This is a genomic window from Mesorhizobium sp. M4B.F.Ca.ET.089.01.1.1, from assembly GCF_004022605.1.
Lineage (GTDB): Bacteria > Pseudomonadota > Alphaproteobacteria > Rhizobiales > Rhizobiaceae > Mesorhizobium > Mesorhizobium abyssinicae.
In genome coordinates this window covers 1-15436 of sequence record NZ_RZOS01000022.1, presented here as the reverse complement: position 1 = coordinate 15436, position 15436 = coordinate 1, and the positions used below count along the sequence as shown (strand labels likewise).

General features: G+C 62.2%; 19 protein-coding genes. 11 read left to right on the top strand and 8 right to left on the bottom strand.

The genetic code is table 11. From position 1 onward, the window contains the following. Positions 1-21 precede the first annotated feature (21 nt). Positions 22-1173 carry a patatin-like phospholipase family protein gene (locus EN780_RS04200; protein ID WP_128272274.1) on the bottom strand — a complete coding sequence of 384 codons (1152 nt, stop codon included), beginning with the start codon at positions 1171-1173 and terminating at the stop codon, positions 22-24. 22 nt (positions 1174-1195) lie between these two features. Further along, positions 1196-1978: a 3-hydroxybutyrate dehydrogenase gene (locus EN780_RS04195; protein ID WP_127309262.1), complete on the bottom strand. Its 783-nt coding sequence runs from the start codon at positions 1976-1978 to the stop codon at positions 1196-1198. A gap of 269 nt (positions 1979-2247) precedes the next feature. On the opposite strand from EN780_RS04195, the gene EN780_RS04190 reads away from it, so the two are divergent. Beyond that, positions 2248-3159, top strand: a complete 912-nt coding sequence (locus EN780_RS04190) for a LysR family transcriptional regulator (RefSeq protein ID WP_127283470.1) — start codon at positions 2248-2250, stop codon at positions 3157-3159. A 55-nt stretch (positions 3160-3214) separates the two neighbouring features. Here EN780_RS04190 and EN780_RS04185 read toward each other — a convergent pair whose 3' ends face one another. The 6 genes from EN780_RS04185 to EN780_RS04160 form a co-directional block, all read right to left on the bottom strand. Further along, positions 3215-3679 carry a DUF302 domain-containing protein gene (locus EN780_RS04185; RefSeq protein ID WP_128272272.1) on the bottom strand — a complete coding sequence of 155 codons (465 nt, stop codon included), beginning with the start codon at positions 3677-3679 and terminating at the stop codon, positions 3215-3217. Positions 3680-3720: 41 nt separating this feature from the next. Beyond that, entirely contained in the window at positions 3721-4923 is a 1203-nt protein-coding gene (locus EN780_RS04180) for an MFS transporter (RefSeq protein ID WP_128272298.1), read from the bottom strand. Between the two features lie 89 nt (positions 4924-5012). Beyond that, complete coding sequence (locus EN780_RS04175) at positions 5013-5513, bottom strand: cupin (RefSeq protein ID WP_127283467.1); 501 nt, start codon at positions 5511-5513, stop codon at positions 5013-5015. A 192-nt stretch (positions 5514-5705) separates the two neighbouring features. Further along, positions 5706-6620 carry a LysR family transcriptional regulator gene (locus EN780_RS04170; RefSeq protein ID WP_127392672.1) on the bottom strand — a complete coding sequence of 305 codons (915 nt, stop codon included), beginning with the start codon at positions 6618-6620 and terminating at the stop codon, positions 5706-5708. A 150-nt stretch (positions 6621-6770) separates the two neighbouring features. Next, positions 6771-7046: a hypothetical protein gene (locus EN780_RS04165; protein WP_127392673.1), complete on the bottom strand. Its 276-nt coding sequence runs from the start codon at positions 7044-7046 to the stop codon at positions 6771-6773. Positions 7047-7235: 189 nt separating this feature from the next. Then, complete coding sequence (locus EN780_RS04160; RefSeq protein ID WP_210215023.1) at positions 7236-7514, bottom strand: hypothetical protein; 279 nt, start codon at positions 7512-7514, stop codon at positions 7236-7238. A 216-nt stretch (positions 7515-7730) separates the two neighbouring features. Here EN780_RS04160 and EN780_RS04155 point away from each other — a divergent pair, with 216 nt between their 5' ends. The 10 genes from EN780_RS04155 to EN780_RS04110 form a co-directional block, all read left to right on the top strand. Further along, positions 7731-8588: a hypothetical protein gene (locus tag EN780_RS04155; protein ID WP_128272268.1), complete on the top strand. Its 858-nt coding sequence runs from the start codon at positions 7731-7733 to the stop codon at positions 8586-8588. 234 nt (positions 8589-8822) lie between these two features. Next, positions 8823-9092, top strand: a complete 270-nt coding sequence (locus EN780_RS04150) for a DUF2282 domain-containing protein (RefSeq protein ID WP_127283463.1) — start codon at positions 8823-8825, stop codon at positions 9090-9092. 41 nt (positions 9093-9133) lie between these two features. Next, positions 9134-10168, top strand: coding sequence for a DUF692 domain-containing protein (locus EN780_RS04145; protein ID WP_128272266.1), 1035 nt, complete (start codon positions 9134-9136; stop codon positions 10166-10168). Beyond that, positions 10155-10940 (top strand): DNA-binding domain-containing protein, encoded by a 786-nt coding sequence (locus EN780_RS04140; protein ID WP_127309267.1) that lies wholly within the window; start codon positions 10155-10157, stop codon positions 10938-10940. The genes EN780_RS04145 and EN780_RS04140 overlap by 14 nt, the downstream gene beginning before the upstream one ends. 11 nt (positions 10941-10951) lie before the next feature. Then, a complete protein-coding gene (locus EN780_RS04135) occupies positions 10952-11428 on the top strand; it encodes a DoxX family protein (protein ID WP_127309257.1) in 477 nt (158 codons plus the stop codon). A gap of 27 nt (positions 11429-11455) precedes the next feature. Continuing rightward, a complete protein-coding gene (locus tag EN780_RS04130; protein ID WP_127309256.1) occupies positions 11456-12163 on the top strand; it encodes an NAD(P)H-dependent oxidoreductase in 708 nt (235 codons plus the stop codon). A gap of 301 nt (positions 12164-12464) precedes the next feature. After that, positions 12465-12764 carry an antibiotic biosynthesis monooxygenase gene (locus EN780_RS04125; protein ID WP_127309255.1) on the top strand — a complete coding sequence of 100 codons (300 nt, stop codon included), beginning with the start codon at positions 12465-12467 and terminating at the stop codon, positions 12762-12764. Between the two features lie 139 nt (positions 12765-12903). Next, positions 12904-13542, top strand: a complete 639-nt coding sequence (locus EN780_RS04120; protein ID WP_127283291.1) for a DUF1326 domain-containing protein — start codon at positions 12904-12906, stop codon at positions 13540-13542. 9 nt (positions 13543-13551) lie between these two features. Next, positions 13552-14415, top strand: coding sequence for a DUF2182 domain-containing protein (locus tag EN780_RS04115; protein ID WP_127309254.1), 864 nt, complete (start codon positions 13552-13554; stop codon positions 14413-14415). Positions 14416-14795: 380 nt separating this feature from the next. After that, positions 14796-15436 (top strand): ABC transporter permease (locus EN780_RS04110; protein ID WP_133372576.1); only part of this gene is annotated, 641 nt, incomplete at its 3' end.

Sequence of the window (15436 nt, the reverse complement as noted above, 5' to 3'; positions counted from 1 at the left end):
TCCCTTCTTTGGCGCGGCGCATCACTCTTGGGATTCGTGGATCACGATGCCCTGAAGCATGTCGACCTCGCACTCCCAGGGCTTGTCCGCGAGGACGCGCTGCCCATGTCCGTATCCCGCCTGCCAGCGGGTGCGGATGCCCGAGCGGGTGAAGTCGATGTCCTTGGTGTGGTCCTCGCCGTCGAGGCGCGGCGAAAGCAGCCGGACGAGATGCATGACCGACGGACAGCCGTAAGACGCGAGTTCCTTGAACATCGGATCCTCGCGACGCTCCTCGGGCACGAGCTTTCCCATTTCGCGCACGACGTGGCGCAAACGATGCAGTTGCTCCTGGCGGGCGACATGGCTCTTGCCGCGGCTGGCGTATTGAAGATCCTTCTGCCGCCCCATGACCTGCCAGATCGATTTCGGCTCGGTCGCGCGGGGCTGCCACATATTGACGGCAAAGATCAGCGCGTCGCGCCGCGGACGCTCGTCCAGCACGACCTCGATCGGCGTGTTCGAATAGATGCCGCCGTCCCAGTAAGGCTCGCCGTCGATGCAGACCGCCGGAAACGCTGGCGGTAGAGCGCCCGACGCCATGATATGCGCCGGCGACAGGATCATCTCGCGCGTGTCGAAGTATTTGAGCTCGCTGGTGTTGACGTTGACCGCGCCGACCGTCAGTCGCGTGTGGCGACCGTTGAGGTAGTCGAAGTCGATCAGATTGTTCAGCGTCCTTTTGAGCGGATCTGTCGTGTAGTAGGACGCGTTCTCGACACCGACCTCGCGGTTCACTCCAAACATCGCGCTTGGGTTCGGTTCGAAAAAGCCAGGGATGCCGCGCATCACCGTGCCCATGTTGGCGAAGATGTTGCTCGGAATCATCATCCGGAAAAACTCGTCGAGCGGACTGCTCCGGCTGACGCCGTCCCAGAACTCCTGAAGTCTGGGCAGACGATCGCCGGGCTCGTTTCCTGCAATCAGCGCGGCGTTGATGGCGCCGATGGAGGTGCCTATGACCCAATCCGGTTCGATGCCGCCTTCGACCAGCGCCTGGTAGACACCGGCCTGATAGGCACCGAGAGCGCCACCGCCTTGAAGGACAAGGACTGTCTGACGCCTGACTTCGGCCTGGTGGCTGACCGCCGGTTCTGCTTCCGGGACAGACAGGTTTCGCGTGATCTTGTTCATGGCCTTCGGTCCTCGTGCAGGTCTAGTGAGCGGTCCAACCGCCTTCGATCGGCATCACGGCACCGGTGATCGACGCCGCCTCGTCCGACGCCAGGAACAGGCAGAGCGCGGCAACCTGCTCGACGGTGACGAACTGCTTGGTCGGTTGCGCCGCCAGCAACACATCCTTGATCACCTGCTGCTCGGTGATGCCGCGGGCTCGCGCCGTGTCCGGGATCTGCTTCTCAACCAGCGGCGTGAGCACGTAGCCGGGGCAGACGGCATTGACGGTGATGCCCTGTTCGGCGACTTCCAGCGCGACGGTCTTGGTCAAGCCGGCGACCCCGTGCTTGGCTGCGACATAGGCGGACTTATAGGGCGATGCGACGAGTGCGTGCGCTGAAGCCACGTTGATGATGCGACCCCATTTGCGTGCCTTCATCGCCTGCAACGCGCGCCGGATCGTATAGAACGAAGACATAAGATCGATCGCGACGACCGCCTCCCATTTCTCGATCGGGAAGTCATCGATCGGCGCGACATGCTGAATGCCGGCGTTGTTGACCAGTATGTCGACTGCGCCGAATTCATCGATGGCCTTGTCCATCATCGCCGTGATCGCAACGCCCTTGCTCATGTCGGCATTGTCGTAGCGGACGGTGACCCCATGATCGCCGGCGAGCTTCGCCCGCAGGCGTTCGATTTCGACGGCATCGCCAAAACCATTCAGGACGATGTTGCAGCCCTTGGCGGCGAAGGCTTCGGCTATGCCTTGCCCGATGCCGCTGGTCGAACCGGTGATGAGCGCTGTCTTGCCACTGAGCATCGTTGTTTCCCTGTGTCTGGAACCGCAGGCAAATGGGCCGGCGGCTGCTGGCGCCGAGCTGCAGCGCTCGGCTCTGGATCTGCGGACCAGTATGGCGAGCCGCCTGAAACCGCGGAAATGCCGTTCAGACATGGATTCGATAGCCGACAGTCTGACCGGCGCGCCTCGCAGTGCAGGTCCGCAGGCCGGGTTGTTTGACGTTACGGCAACTAGTAATATTGCTCGGCAACGCCGGGGCATCCGGAACCGCCCCCGAGGGGAAGCGTGCAGTGGAGATCAGCCAGGTCCGATACTTCTTGGCCGTCGCCAAGGAGCTGAATTTCACCAGGGCGGCCGAGCAGTGCAATGTCACGCAGCCCGCGCTGTCGCGTGCAATCAAGCTTCTCGAGGATGAATTCGGCGGGCCGCTTTTCCACCGTGAGCGCCGCTTCACTCACCTCACCGAGCTCGGCCGCATGGTCGAGACCTATCTTGAGGGCGTCTTCGAGAACTCTCGCCAGGCAAAGCAGATTGCCGAACAATATGTGACCCTGAAGAAGATGCCGCTCAAGGTTGGCATCATGAGCACGATCGCTCCGGACGAGATCATCGAGCTCATCGCGGGCGTTCGCGCGCACCACCCCGGCGTCGAGTTGCATCTTTGCGATGCGGACGCCGTGAGCCTCAGGAGAAGGCTGCTCGAGGGTGAACTCGAGGCCGCCATCTACGCGTTGCCTTCAGACGTCCCCGACGAGGAAGTGCACTCCCTGCCGCTGTTCCAAGAGCAGATGGTGATGGCCGTTCACCTGGCCCATCGCCTTGCCAACCAGCGCGTTGTGCGGGTGAAGGACATGAGCAACGAAAGCTACATCCACCGCAACAATTGCGAGTTCGCGGGCTACGCGGACGCCATCCTTGCGGAGCAGGGCGTCACCGTCAGTCCGGTTTACTGGAGCGATCGAGACGACTGGACATTGGCGATGATCGCTGCCGGGCTTGGGTTCGGCTTCATGCCCGAGCATACCGCCAAGCATCCTGGCGTGGTGCCCTTGCCGATCACCGAACCGGAATTCTGGCGGGAGGTCAATCTCGTCACGGTGCGCGGCCGCAGGCATTCGCCCGCGGTCGGCGCATTGGTGCGCGAGGCCACGCAGAAGAAGTGGTTCGGCGAGCGGGTGAAAGCGTTGTCCGCCGCCGAGTAGGGGCCGCCGGCTCCGGCCAGCGCGCTTCACATGCCCAGCCACTGGATATCGGCGCTCAGTTCTTTTTGACGGTCGAGGTCACGGACTGGATCACCTCGGTCGCCATCTTGAACTGCGCCTGCCGGTCGGTGATGCCGTGGCGCTTTGCAATCCAGTCGAAGTCGCTGTAGGCAGCGTAAACTTGCCCGTCGGGCGTCTGGTAGACCAGCACGCGCACCGGCCAGTCCAGGCCGGCCTCGGGATTTGAGGTGATGAACGTCGTGCCGAGGGCCGGATTGCCGAACATGACGAGCCGGGAAGGCCTGACATCGTTGCCGGCATTGTTGCCAAGCCGTGCCTGGTCGATGACGCCGAAGAACTTGATGCCTTTCTTGAGCACGTCCTTCTTGATGCGGGCGACGGTCTCGGCGACGGAATAGTCGCTCTTTACGGTGACGACGCCGTCCGATGCGGCTGCCGGGAGGGCAACGGCGATCAGCAGAGCGGCGCCTGCGAGCAGGGTTTTCAGGTGGTTGATCATGTCAGTCTCCTTGGTTGAATAACAGTTTTTCAGGTTGATGCTCAGGCCTTCGGTGTTTGCAGCACACGCGCGATCGCAATCGCGCTGGCGAGAACGGCGACAAGCACGGCTACGCAGGCGGTCCACCCAATGCGGTCGTAGACTTGTCCGATGACGAAGCTGCCGGCGAGGCCGCCGCCGTAGTAGGACGCGAGATAGATGCCGCTCGCGGCGGCGCGATCGCGCGACGCGGTGCGGCTGACATGTCCGGTTGCTATCGCCTGCGCAAGGAAGGTGCCGATAGCAACCAGCGCCATTCCGGCGAGGACGACGGGAAGGCTCGGAGCGAGCAGCAGAAGCAAACCGGCGATCGCCAGCCCGAGCGTCAGTCCGACCCCCGCCCTCGGCCCGAGACGCGAGGCCACGCGCCCGGCGAGTGGAGTGGTCAACATTGAGGGCAGGAAGACGAAGTAGACCACGCCGAGGGCCATCGGGGTCAAAGACAGGGGCACTGCTACGAGCTGGAAGTTCACGTAGGTGAACGTGCCGATAAAGACGAAGAGGATCAGGAAGCCGATCGCGAAACAGGCGCGCAGCTCGACGTTTTGCAATGGTGCTTTCCAGTCCCCGCGGACAGTCCCGCCAGTCCCGTCCCCACGCATCATGGCCGAGGTCTTCTGCAGCGTGAACCAGACAAGAGCGGCGCCGAACAGATTGAGGGCGGCGAAAGTCAGGAAGTTTGAAGAGATGCCGAATGTGTCGGCCACGGCAGCCGACATGAGCCGGCCGAAGAAGTTGCTGGCGACATTGCCGGTCACATAGGCCGCGAGCGCGCTGGTCGTCTGTCGGGCGGAAAAATGCTCTGCCAGGTAAGCCATCGTCAACGTAAAGGCGGTCGACATGCAGAGGCCTTGCGCTATGCGCAGCAAGGCAAAAACGACGATGCTGTCGGTCTGCGAAAGCAGCGTTGTCGGTATCGCCAGGATGACCAGGCTGATCCAGATGCCGTTGCGGCGATCAATGCCGCGTCCGAAGAGCGCGATGGCGATGCCCGCCACCGCCATGCCGAACGTGCTGGCGTTGACGGCGAAGCCCATGGTGGCGCGGCTGACGCCGAATTTCACCACCAGCGAAGGCAGGATGGCCTGGGTGGCAAACAGATCAACGAGCGTCAGGAACGCAATCAAGGCGATCAGGCCGAAGCGCCAGCCGTCTGCGGCCACTGAGCGAAGCCGCGTTGGTTCGGTATGTTCACTCGTCGTCATGACAGGCTCCGTTGCCCCGTCCCCGGGCGATCGCCAGAGGACGGGCTTTTGGTTTCTGATGTCGGGATAGCTTGGCCGCGACGAACGGCTCACATCATGTGGTCTTCGTGCATCGCGGGCGGCAGGACGTCGGCGGAATAGAGGACGGCCGGAACCTTGCCATTGTTCTTCCACCAGTGGGCAAGCTGACCGAACTCGGCGGTCACGTCGCCGGCCGGATGTTCGATGCCGACCTTGCAGGTGCTGCGATATTCGGTGATCGAACCCTCGACGATCAGGATGTTGGCCGGGCGGACATTGTGCTCGTGCCAAGGCACGACGCCGCCGGGCTGAACGACGAGCTTGCGAAGGCGCAGCATGTTGCCTTTCCAGGCCTCGCCCTTGCTGCTCAGATCGATTGCGGAAAGGACCGTGTCGGTCACACCCACCGGCTTGCTGGGATGTTCCTGGATGTCGGTCGTCGCGGCCTGGCCGGCAGGACAGTCGCCGGCGAAAACCGGGGCCACCGAAAACGCGGCGGTGGCGGTGAGAAGTCCGAGTGTCAGCGCCAGCTTCAGCGGCACCTGCAATGCAATAGTCTTGGAAGCCATGTCGATTTCTCCTTTGTCGGTGCCCAATCGCGGAAGCGGGGCATGAGAGGAGAGTGACGGCAGCCTCGATGAAAGAGAAATGCTGACTGGCTCTTAATTCGATACCTGAAAACTATCGTTGGCTGTCCTGGATGCATGAAGAAGGCGCACGACAGGACTTGAGGCGCGCCAGAACCATTTCTTCAGTTTTCTTCAGGCTGCGGTCTTACGGATTGCTTGAGCGAGGGCACTCTCAGGCCAGCCATGCGCCTTGACGCTGTTGACGAAGGCAGAGGCCGCCGGCGAGAACCTGCGCCCCGCCACGACCACCAGAGAGACTTCCCGCCAGACCTCGGGATCGATGACTGGCCGGATCTGCAAGCCTGGGATCACCGCGCTGAACTCCGGGATGAAGCAGATGCCAAGCCCCCCGGAAACCATGTTCTGGATCCAGTCCTCGCGCTCGCTCGCATAGGAGATCCTGAGTTTGACGCCACGGTCGTTGCACAGACCGGCGAGATGATCGCGATACTCGCAGTTCAGCCGCCTCAGATAATTTTCGCCGTCGAGTTCGGAGATGGCGACATTGTCGTTGCGGGCCAACCGATGCCCATTGGGGAAAGCGAGGACGAAACGCTCGCGGTAGAGTGGCGTAACATCGAACCTCTCCGGAAAACTGTTGCTGGACGCCATGATGGCGACATCGATTTCACCCGCCTCCAGCAGTTGCGACAGGGACGCGGGCACACCTTCGACAAGCTGCAGCTGAATGCCTTGCTGGCGCCTGTTGAAATCGGCCAGCAGGCCGGTGAAGCGGCGCGGACCGATTGTGCACATGACGCCAACCTTGAGGTTGGCATTTTCCAGGCACAAAAATCTCGAGGCCTCCTGCCGCACTCCGGTCAGTTCGTCAAGGATCTGCTGAAACCGGGGGCGCAGCAGCGCGCCCAGATCGGTGAGGTGGGTCAGGTTTCGCTCGCGGCGAAACAGCAGGCCGCCGACCTCTTCCTCGAGCTGCTGGATCGCACGTGACAGCGCAGGCTGGGTGACGTTGCACCTTTCGCCCGCGCGCGTGAAGTTTCGGGTCTCGCAGACGGCCAGGAAGTAGCGGATGTGATGGATGTCCATAAGTATCGTCCCTCGAGCAGCACAGGTGCATTTCCAGCTCGAAGACTGCCGCAAGGAACGGGATCACGCCAATGCGCGGGGGCTATAAAGTCGATAGCGTTTCGTCATGCGACGATGACGGGCCAAGGCCCGCCATCTGGTCGTGTAGCGTCAGCTGTGATGGCCCAGGGCAAACAGTTGGGCGCAGAACTGCGCATGCGGCTTGCTCATGGCGGCGTCGTTGCATTCCTTCATCATTGCGTTCTGCGTCGATTTCGGCGTGGCCTTCCACGCCGTCTCGAAATCGGCGCTCGACTTCATCGTCTTCATGCTGGCGTCGGTGAAGAAGGGCTGCATGTTGGAAGGCTCGTCGAGGGCGCCGGCGAAGGCAACGCCGCCAAGAACGGAAAGGGCAAAAACGCCGAGGCAGATAGCTTTTGGATTCATTTTCAAGTCCTTTTCTGGTCGGGTAGTCGTCCTGTCGACAACCGCTTGATTGATTGACAGCAAATGAGAATTTCTGGGTTTCTCGTTGCTGGCTTTGATTTTGCGACAATCAGCCGGCAAGCTGCCAATGCCATCTGCGTATTGAGGTTATGCCGGGCGTGCATCTCGTAGATGCCTACGATCGCACTGCTAGTTAGCTCCGCCCAGAGCGAGCACTTTGGCGCAGAACTGGGCGTGTTGCTTACTCATCGCCGGGTCGTTGCATGCCTTTGTCATCTTGACGCGATCATGCTTTGACAGAGCAAACCAGGCGTTCTTGAACCCAGCCATCGGTTTCATCGTCTTCATCGTGGCGTCCGTATAGAAGCTCGGAAATGCAGCGAAGTCACTGAACGGGTTGGCAGACGCAGGGTACGCACCAGCGCCAATTGCAAATGCTGCCAGACAGGCAAGTTGTCTTGTCATCATTGATCTCCTTTCCAGGCGGCGGCTCTGGCAACAGCGCCAGGGCTGGCAACGCGCGTCGCCTCGTCTGATCGGGATGAAGAGTGCGGCGCGCGAAGACCGGCAGCCAATGCAATCTGCCTATGGACTTCATGCCACCTTGGCATTTCGGCTGATCAAGAAGATGCGGCAGTCTCACTCCAGTCACCTTGTTGACGATCTTGGGATGGAGACGAAACCATGCTTGCCCAGTCCCCGATTAGACCGGACCAAGCCACCATTTCAGCGGCGGATCTTGGTTTGGAAGAACGGACGATCGACATCGTGCTGGCAAATGATGCCCATGGCGCGTTCGTCTGGGGTGTTCTCGATCGCCTGCTGGACGAAACGAACTGCCGCGTCAACGGCGTCACCGCGTCGGGCTTCGCAGCGATGGAGGCAGCCGTCTTTGCCTACGGCTTGAGCGTCGGCGGCAGGCGCGGCGCGCGGACGGCACTGGCCAATTTCTGGCGGCGCATCAGCCACGCTTCGGTCTTTGCCGATGACAGAGCCAGCCTGCTTCGATCTATCCTGGAACAGTCAATTGATCTCAAGCAAATCCGTGATGAGGAATGCCCGGTGAAACTGGGCGTGTTAGCCGTCAACGCGCGCACGGATGCGGTAAAGATATTCACAGGCGACCAGTTGTCGATCGATGCGATCGTCGCGGCAGCCACGATCCCCTTCCTTTCGCCGCCTGTCGAGATCGACGGCGATGCCTATTGGGGTGAGGGCGACGTCTTCCAGTCGCCGCGCCTCGTATCAGATGAAGGTCGCCATCGCCTGATTATCGCTGGCAAGCCTTCCGTCTTCACCAGGCCGTGTCCGGATCGCAGCACCGCAGCCGGTCATTGCCTGACGAAATGCGCGCCGGTTCACACCATATTCGACAGTCGACACCGTGCCGGAGCTCCGCTGCTGTTGCGGCCCTGGACCGACTGGGGCGAACTGACCGACATGCGCGATAGGGGGCGGCAGCGTGCAGCAGCCTGGCTTGCCGCTGATCCTCTGCGCGCTGATGAAAGCCCGGTCGCAGCCTGCGAGCGACGATACATCTAGGCGCCTCGCTCCCCGCCTAGCCGCGCCTGCATCGCATACTCCCGAACGCAGGTGCCAAGCCCTCCGGTGCCCCCGCCGGAGGGCTTTTTCGCGCCGCCTTCCGGGACATAGGGAGTGCGTATCAAATCCATGCCGAGACAGCATTTCAGCTCGGCGTCACGATCGGACAGACTGATCTGCAGACAGGCCTCGAGGCCGGTCTTTCACTCGAAACGCCAACCAGGAGACAAGCCTGTGATCAACACCAAGACCCTCATCGGATCGGCCCTCGCGGCCGCTACTTCGCTTGCCGCGACAGCGGCCTACAGCGGCCCGGCCGCCAAGCCCGGCTTCGCCTTCGAGAAGTGCTACGGCGTCGTCAAGGCCGGCCAGAACGACTGCCAGACCGCGACGCATTCCTGCGCCGGCACCGCAACCGCCGACAACCAGCCGGATTCCTGGCTCTACGTGCCCGCAGGCAGCTGCGCCAAGATCACCGGCGGCAGCGACAAGCCGAAAGCCTGAGCAATCCAGACTTCGAGCCAACCCTTGAAAGGAGCAGACCGATGTCCCGTGCGTTTCAGTCCCTCGCGATCCCCGCATCGGCGGGCATCGGTCTTCGCTCGCCTCACATCACAGAGATGCTGACGAGGCGGCCCTCCGCCGGCTGGCTTGAGGTCCACGCCGAGAACTATATGGGGGAGGGCGCCGGCGTCGAGGCGCTGGAAAGATTGCGCGAGATCTATCCCGTTTCCGTTCATGGCGTCGGCCTGTCGCTCGGCAGCGCGCGAGGCTTGGACCGCGATCATTTGGAGCGACTGCGCAAGGTCTGCGAGCGCTTCCAGCCCGATCTCGTCTCCGAACATCTGGCCTGGAGCGTCGCCGACGGCGCCTACCTCAACGATCTGCTGCCACTTCGCTACGACGAAGACGCGCTGGCGATCGTGGCGCGCAACGTCGAGACCGTCCAGGACGCTCTGAAGCGGCGTGTGCTGATCGAGAACCTGTCGGCCTATGTCGCCTTTGCGGATTCGGCGATGAGCGAGGCCGAGTTCCTGTCCGAGCTCGTGGCGCGGACCGGCTGCGGCCTGCTGCTCGACGTCAACAACGTCCAGGTTTCGGCGCACAATCTGCAATATGACGCCAAAGCCTTCATCGATGCGCTGCCGGCGGCGGCGATCGAGGAGATTCATCTTGCCGGTCACGCAACCAATCAGGTCGGGACCGACACCGTGCTCATCGACGACCATGGCTCGCGCGTGCCGCCGGTCGTCTGGGCGCTCTACCAGCATGCCATAGACCGGTTCGGACCGCGCCCCACCCTGATCGAGTGGGACACCGACGTTCCCGTCCTCGACGTGCTGCTTGGCGAAGCGATGTGGGCCGACATGCTCACCGCGTCGATCATGTTCAGCCGCAAGCAAGTCGCGCGACGTGAGCAAACGACCGAAACACGAGCGCCGCCGATCCGCCTTTCTGTCGAGGCCGAAACGACGACCAGCATGCCCGTCCTTGCGGCGTTTGCAGCTGCCCGGTGCGCCAGGTCGTGCATGCCCGCGGCGCTTGTCTCAATCGAGGAGGAATACCATGTTGCCGCTTGAACACCTGCAGACCACCATCGCGCGGGCAGTGCTGGCCATGGAGCCAGTTGTCGCCGCGAATGTGCTGACCGCCGGCAAGGCCGATCCGTTGGCCCGCCTGCGTATCTACCAAAACAACACGCGCAGCTCGCTCACCGCGGCGCTGATGTCGGTGTTTCCTGTCACCGTCCGGCTGATAGACGAACGCTTTTTCCGCTACGTGGCGAGTGAGTTCATTCGACGGTATCCGCCGGCTGAATCGCGTCTTTCGCGCTATGGATCCGGATTCCCACGCTTCCTGAAGACGATCGACACGCTGTCCGACATGCCGATCGTCGCCGAAACGGCGCGGCTCGAATGGGCCATAGCGGAGGCGCTCGACACGGCTTCCCTGCCGCCCCGCAGCCTAGCAGAATACGACTGCACTGATCTTGGGTTCTCGCCGGATATCCTGCTCCAGCCCTCACTGCGACTGATCATCTCGCACTGGTCGATCCTGTCGGTATGGATGGCGCATCAACACGGGACGGCGGTCGACGAAAGCATCACCTGGACAAGGCGTCCCGAACGCGTGGCGCTGTGGCGATCGGGGAACTACGTGCGGCTTTTTCTGCTCGACCGCGCGAGCTTCGCCTTCTGGCATTCGCTGAAGCACAGTTTCGGTCTCGAGCATGCCACCGGCCGTGCCCTGGCGCTCGACCCGGCCTTCGACCTGGTTTCAGCCCTTGTGCGTCTGTTCCGCGACAGGCTCGTCACCGACGTGCGGATCGCTGCGAATTCCCCCTCAAACTGACGGAGACGGTCATGACCGCAATATCGGAGCAATCCTCGTCCAAACCGGCCGGCTTTGTCGGCCTCTACAAGCGTATCATCAAGCTGCCCGAGTACCTCCCGTTTTCACTGATCCAGCTCGCTGCTCGTGTGGCGGTGGCTCATGTTTTCTGGCAATCGGCGCAGAGCAAGCTCGCATCCTGGCCCGTGACGCTGCAGCTATTCGCCAGCGAATACAATCTGCCGCTCATCGATCCGTCGATCGCCGCGCCCTTGGCGACGACGGCCGAAATCACAGGCTCGGTGTTGATTTTCCTTGGACTGTTCTCGCGCCTTGCGGCTCTGATGCTGCTCGGCGTCGTCTCCGTTATCCAGATCTTCGTCTATCCGGAGAACTGGGCCGAGCACCTCCTGTGGGCATCGCTGCTGTTTCTCGTGCTGACACGCGGCGCCGGCGTCTTGTCTCTCGACTATGTCGCCGAGCGAACGCTTTCGGCATCTGCAAAATGAACAGTCCGACCGGGCGGGGAAAGCACGATGCGCATCTTCATCGTCCACGCGCACCCGGAGCCCAACAGCTTCAACGGTGCCCTGACCCGATCGGCCAGGGGGGCGTTGTCCGAGGCTGGACACGAGGTCGTTGTCTCCGATCTCTACGCCATGGGGTTCAACCCAGTATCGGATCGCCGCAACTTCACGACCGTACGAGACGCGAACTACTACCACCAGCAGACTGAGGAGGCGAATGCGGCCGCCCACGACGGATTTGCTCCAGACATCCAGGCGGAGATGGACAAACTCTTCTGGTGTGACGCTTTGATCCTTCAGTTTCCGCTCTGGTGGTTCGGGCTGCCGGCGATTCTCAAGGGCTGGGTCGACCGGGTGTTCGCGTCTGGGGGCCGCACTTATGGCGGCGGCAAATGGTATGATCGCGGCGTCTTCTCAGGAAAGCGCGCGATGTGTTCCGTCACGATCGGCGGGCCGCCGCCGATCTATTCCGACCGAGGATTGAACGGCCCAATCGGTGCAATTCTTTTTCCGATCAATCACGGTATGCTCTACTTTGTCGGCTTCACGGTGATCGAGCCTTTCCTGGTGCACGCACCTGCGCGCATCAGCGACACCGAACGCTGGATTTTCCTCGACCGTTACCGTGAACGGCTCCTTGGTCTGGCGCATGCGCCAACCATCGCTTACCCAAAACTCGTAGACTTCGACCACAGCCATGTTTTGAAATCGGCGTAGTCCAGTCCACCAGGATAGGACGTCGACGCCAGCCGGGGTTTCTGAGCTAGCTTGGTTGGCCCCATGTGGCAGCGGACTCGAAGTCGCCGCTCTCGCTGAGAATTCCCATCAGCGGTCACGTTACTGTGAAGCTGTAACGGCCAGTCGCTACGGATCGAACAACTGACTGTCACGGCGAGAACCTTACCCCGCAACGGGAACTGGCCTGTCGCCAAGGCCGCGCCACGAGACGCCGTTCAACACGCCTATCGAGGCACGTCCCGAAGGTTCTTTGCGTGAAAGCGATTGAATGGAGGAAGACATGACCGCTTACAACGTCGTCCGGTTCCGCACCAAGCCCGGCAGGGAGCAGGCATTCATCGATGCGCACATGAAGGCAAAGCTCGACGTCAAGGGCTTCCGCAAAGGTGCGCTCATCAGGACTGGCGACCGAACCTTCTGCATCGTCGGCGAATGGAACGACATGGATAGTCTCGCAGCGGCGCGGCCCCAGATGATCGGGCTTCTGGATACGATGCGCGACATGCTTGAGGATCTTGGCGGCGACCTCGGCGTGACCGATCCGGTCTCGGGGACGGTCGTTGCCGAGATGGCGACCTAAGTGGCCCAGTTGCAGGCGTGAACCGCTCGACCCCTACGTGAAGGGCCAGTCTCAAAATCGGAGAGCTGCGCACGAATAGCTGGAGTGCGGCTTGCCATCGTCGTACTATCTGATCCCTCGATCTTCGGGAGGACTGGCCATGAATGCAGTACCTCAATGGCGGCTCGCAGGCGACTGGTTCGACATCTGCAGCTGCGATATCCCTTGCCCCTGCGAGTTCGCACAGCGGCCCACCGGCAATCATTGCCAAGGTGTGCTCGCCTGGCATGTGCGCGAGGGTCAGTATGGCGACGTCAAGCTCGACGGCCTGACACTGGTGGCGCTCGGCGAGTTTGAAGGCAATCTCTGGGCTGGCGAGGCAAGTGCCGTGATGGGCATGTATCTCGACGAAAGGGCGAACGAGCGGCAACGCGAAGCCCTGCAGATGATCTTCGGTGGCCAGGCCGGCGGCTGGCCGGCGGGCTTTGCAGCCAATGTCGGCGAGATGCGTGGCATGGAGTTCGTGCCGATCACTTTCGAGGTGGCGGGCGACCTGGCCACCTGGCGCGTCGATATTCCTGGCCTCGTCGTCGGTCACGCGGAAGCGCTTTCCGGACCCACCACCCCACCCGGCAAGCGGGTGCAGACGATCAACTCGCCTGGTTCGGAGGTCGGCCCGGGCCAGGTTGCCACCTGGGGGCGCTCTGTCGAGGTGAGCGCCAAAGGCTTCGGGTTCGACTGGACCGGAACGGCCCGCTCGAGCAAGCACATTCCGTTCGACTGGACCGGCCCGAACTAGGGTACGGCGATGGCTGACGCGTTCCCCAGGACATCGCGGCGGCTAACCCGGAATCTGCGCGGCATCCCGTTCGGTCTGCTCGCATCGCTGGTCGGGCTGACGGCAGCGGCGTGGGCGCTCACCCTCTACCAAACCTTCAGCATGGATATGCCCATGGGCATTGCCGTGCGCGGCGGCATGGCGGGTATGGAAGGCATGGCCGGCATGGCGATGGCCGGAATTGCCGCCGACGGCTGGTCGGTTGCCGGCGCTGCCGCTTTTCTCGCTGTGTGGACCGTGATGATGGCTGCCATGATGCTGCCAGCTGCGGCGCCTATGATCTTTATGTTCGCGGCGGCGCAGGCGAGGCGCGAACAAGGCGTGGCCGTCCCGACGTGGACCTTTGTCGCGGGCTATCTGCTCATCTGGGCGGCCGCGGGCCTTGTCGTATATGTCCTGGTCCAGCTCGGCAGCGGCTTTGCAACGAGCCTCGATCCACCGCAGCGTTCGAAATGGGCACCGCTCGCGCTTGGCGCCACGCTTGGCGTCGCCGGGCTCTACCAATTCACAACCTTCAAGCATGTTTGCCTCAGCCACTGCCGCTCGCCGCTCGCTTTCGTTGCGCAGCACTGGCGCGACGGACGTGTTGGCGCGCTCAAGATGGGGCTGCGCCACGGCCTATATTGCTTTGGCTGCTGCTGGGCGCTGTTTGCCGTGTTGGTCGCGACCGGCGTCATGAGCCTCGCCTGGATGCTGCTTTTGACGCTGGTTGTCTTCGTCGAGAAGCTGCTGCCCCGTGGCCGGCGCTTCGAAGGTAGCGTGGGCGTTGCGCTGGTGGCCCTCGGGATCGTCGTATCGCTCGGGGCGATCGATATGCCTTGGATGGGTAACTAGCCGCCTTCGCTTCCATTCCCGGGTGGCTGCCGGGACGTTCTGCGTGGCTTCGTTCGGGGCATGACCGATATCTCGAAGCTGGCAGTCAATTTCGTGCGTCGTCCTTAGCTTCGCCAGACCTGCGGAATGGCAAGCGGACTTCCAACAAGGAACGGCCCTCTTGTGCCCACTGGTGCGCCAGCTGTCTGGCGTCGACCTAAGGGTACCGGATTGTCCTCGCGCGGACGGCAAACTGCACAGCGCATCAGAAAAACGAAATTGTCCGCCGAAGCTCCAGTCGTAATTGTCCCATCAGGCGGACGGCCGGTGCCTTGGGAGGATTCCGGAGCAACTGGTCGCCTGAGGAAGGCGCCAACCATAGGCTGCCTGGGAGGAGGAAAATGCCTGGTTCGGGCAAATCGGACGACAGGCGCCTTGGCTTCAAGGTGTCCCAGGAAGTCGTCGTCGTTGCGATATCGCTTGCGCTGTTCGTCGTCTTCTCGGCGACGCTCAACAATTTCGTGAGCCAGGGCAACATCATCGCCATCCTCAAGAACGTGTCGATCCTCGGCACGCTGGCGGTCGGCATGGGCTCCGTCGTTGTCGGCCGCGGCATCGACCTCACCATGGTCGCGGTGATGGTCGTCGGCATCGCCTTCAGCATCTGGATTTCCTCTTGGGGCATCGATTTCACACTGGCCGTGATCTGTGGCGCCGTGCTGGTCGCGGCTATCGGCCTGTTCACCGGCGTCATGGTGGCGATCGCGGAAGTGCCGCCGATCTTCGCCACTTTGGCCATTGCCTCTTCGGTCTATGGCTCGGGGCGCATCGTCTTTGCCTCGGACGTGCTTTATGCCCCGCCGGACATCGCCTGGCTGAAATTCGTCGGCAATGGCAGCGTGCTCGGCATACCGATGTCGGTCGTCATCTTCGGCGCCGTGGCGGCTTTGATGGGTCTCTTCCTGCGCAAGACACGCTTTGGCCGGCTGGTCTATGCGACGGGCGACAATCCGAACGCGGCCCGCACCACCGGCCTGCCGAC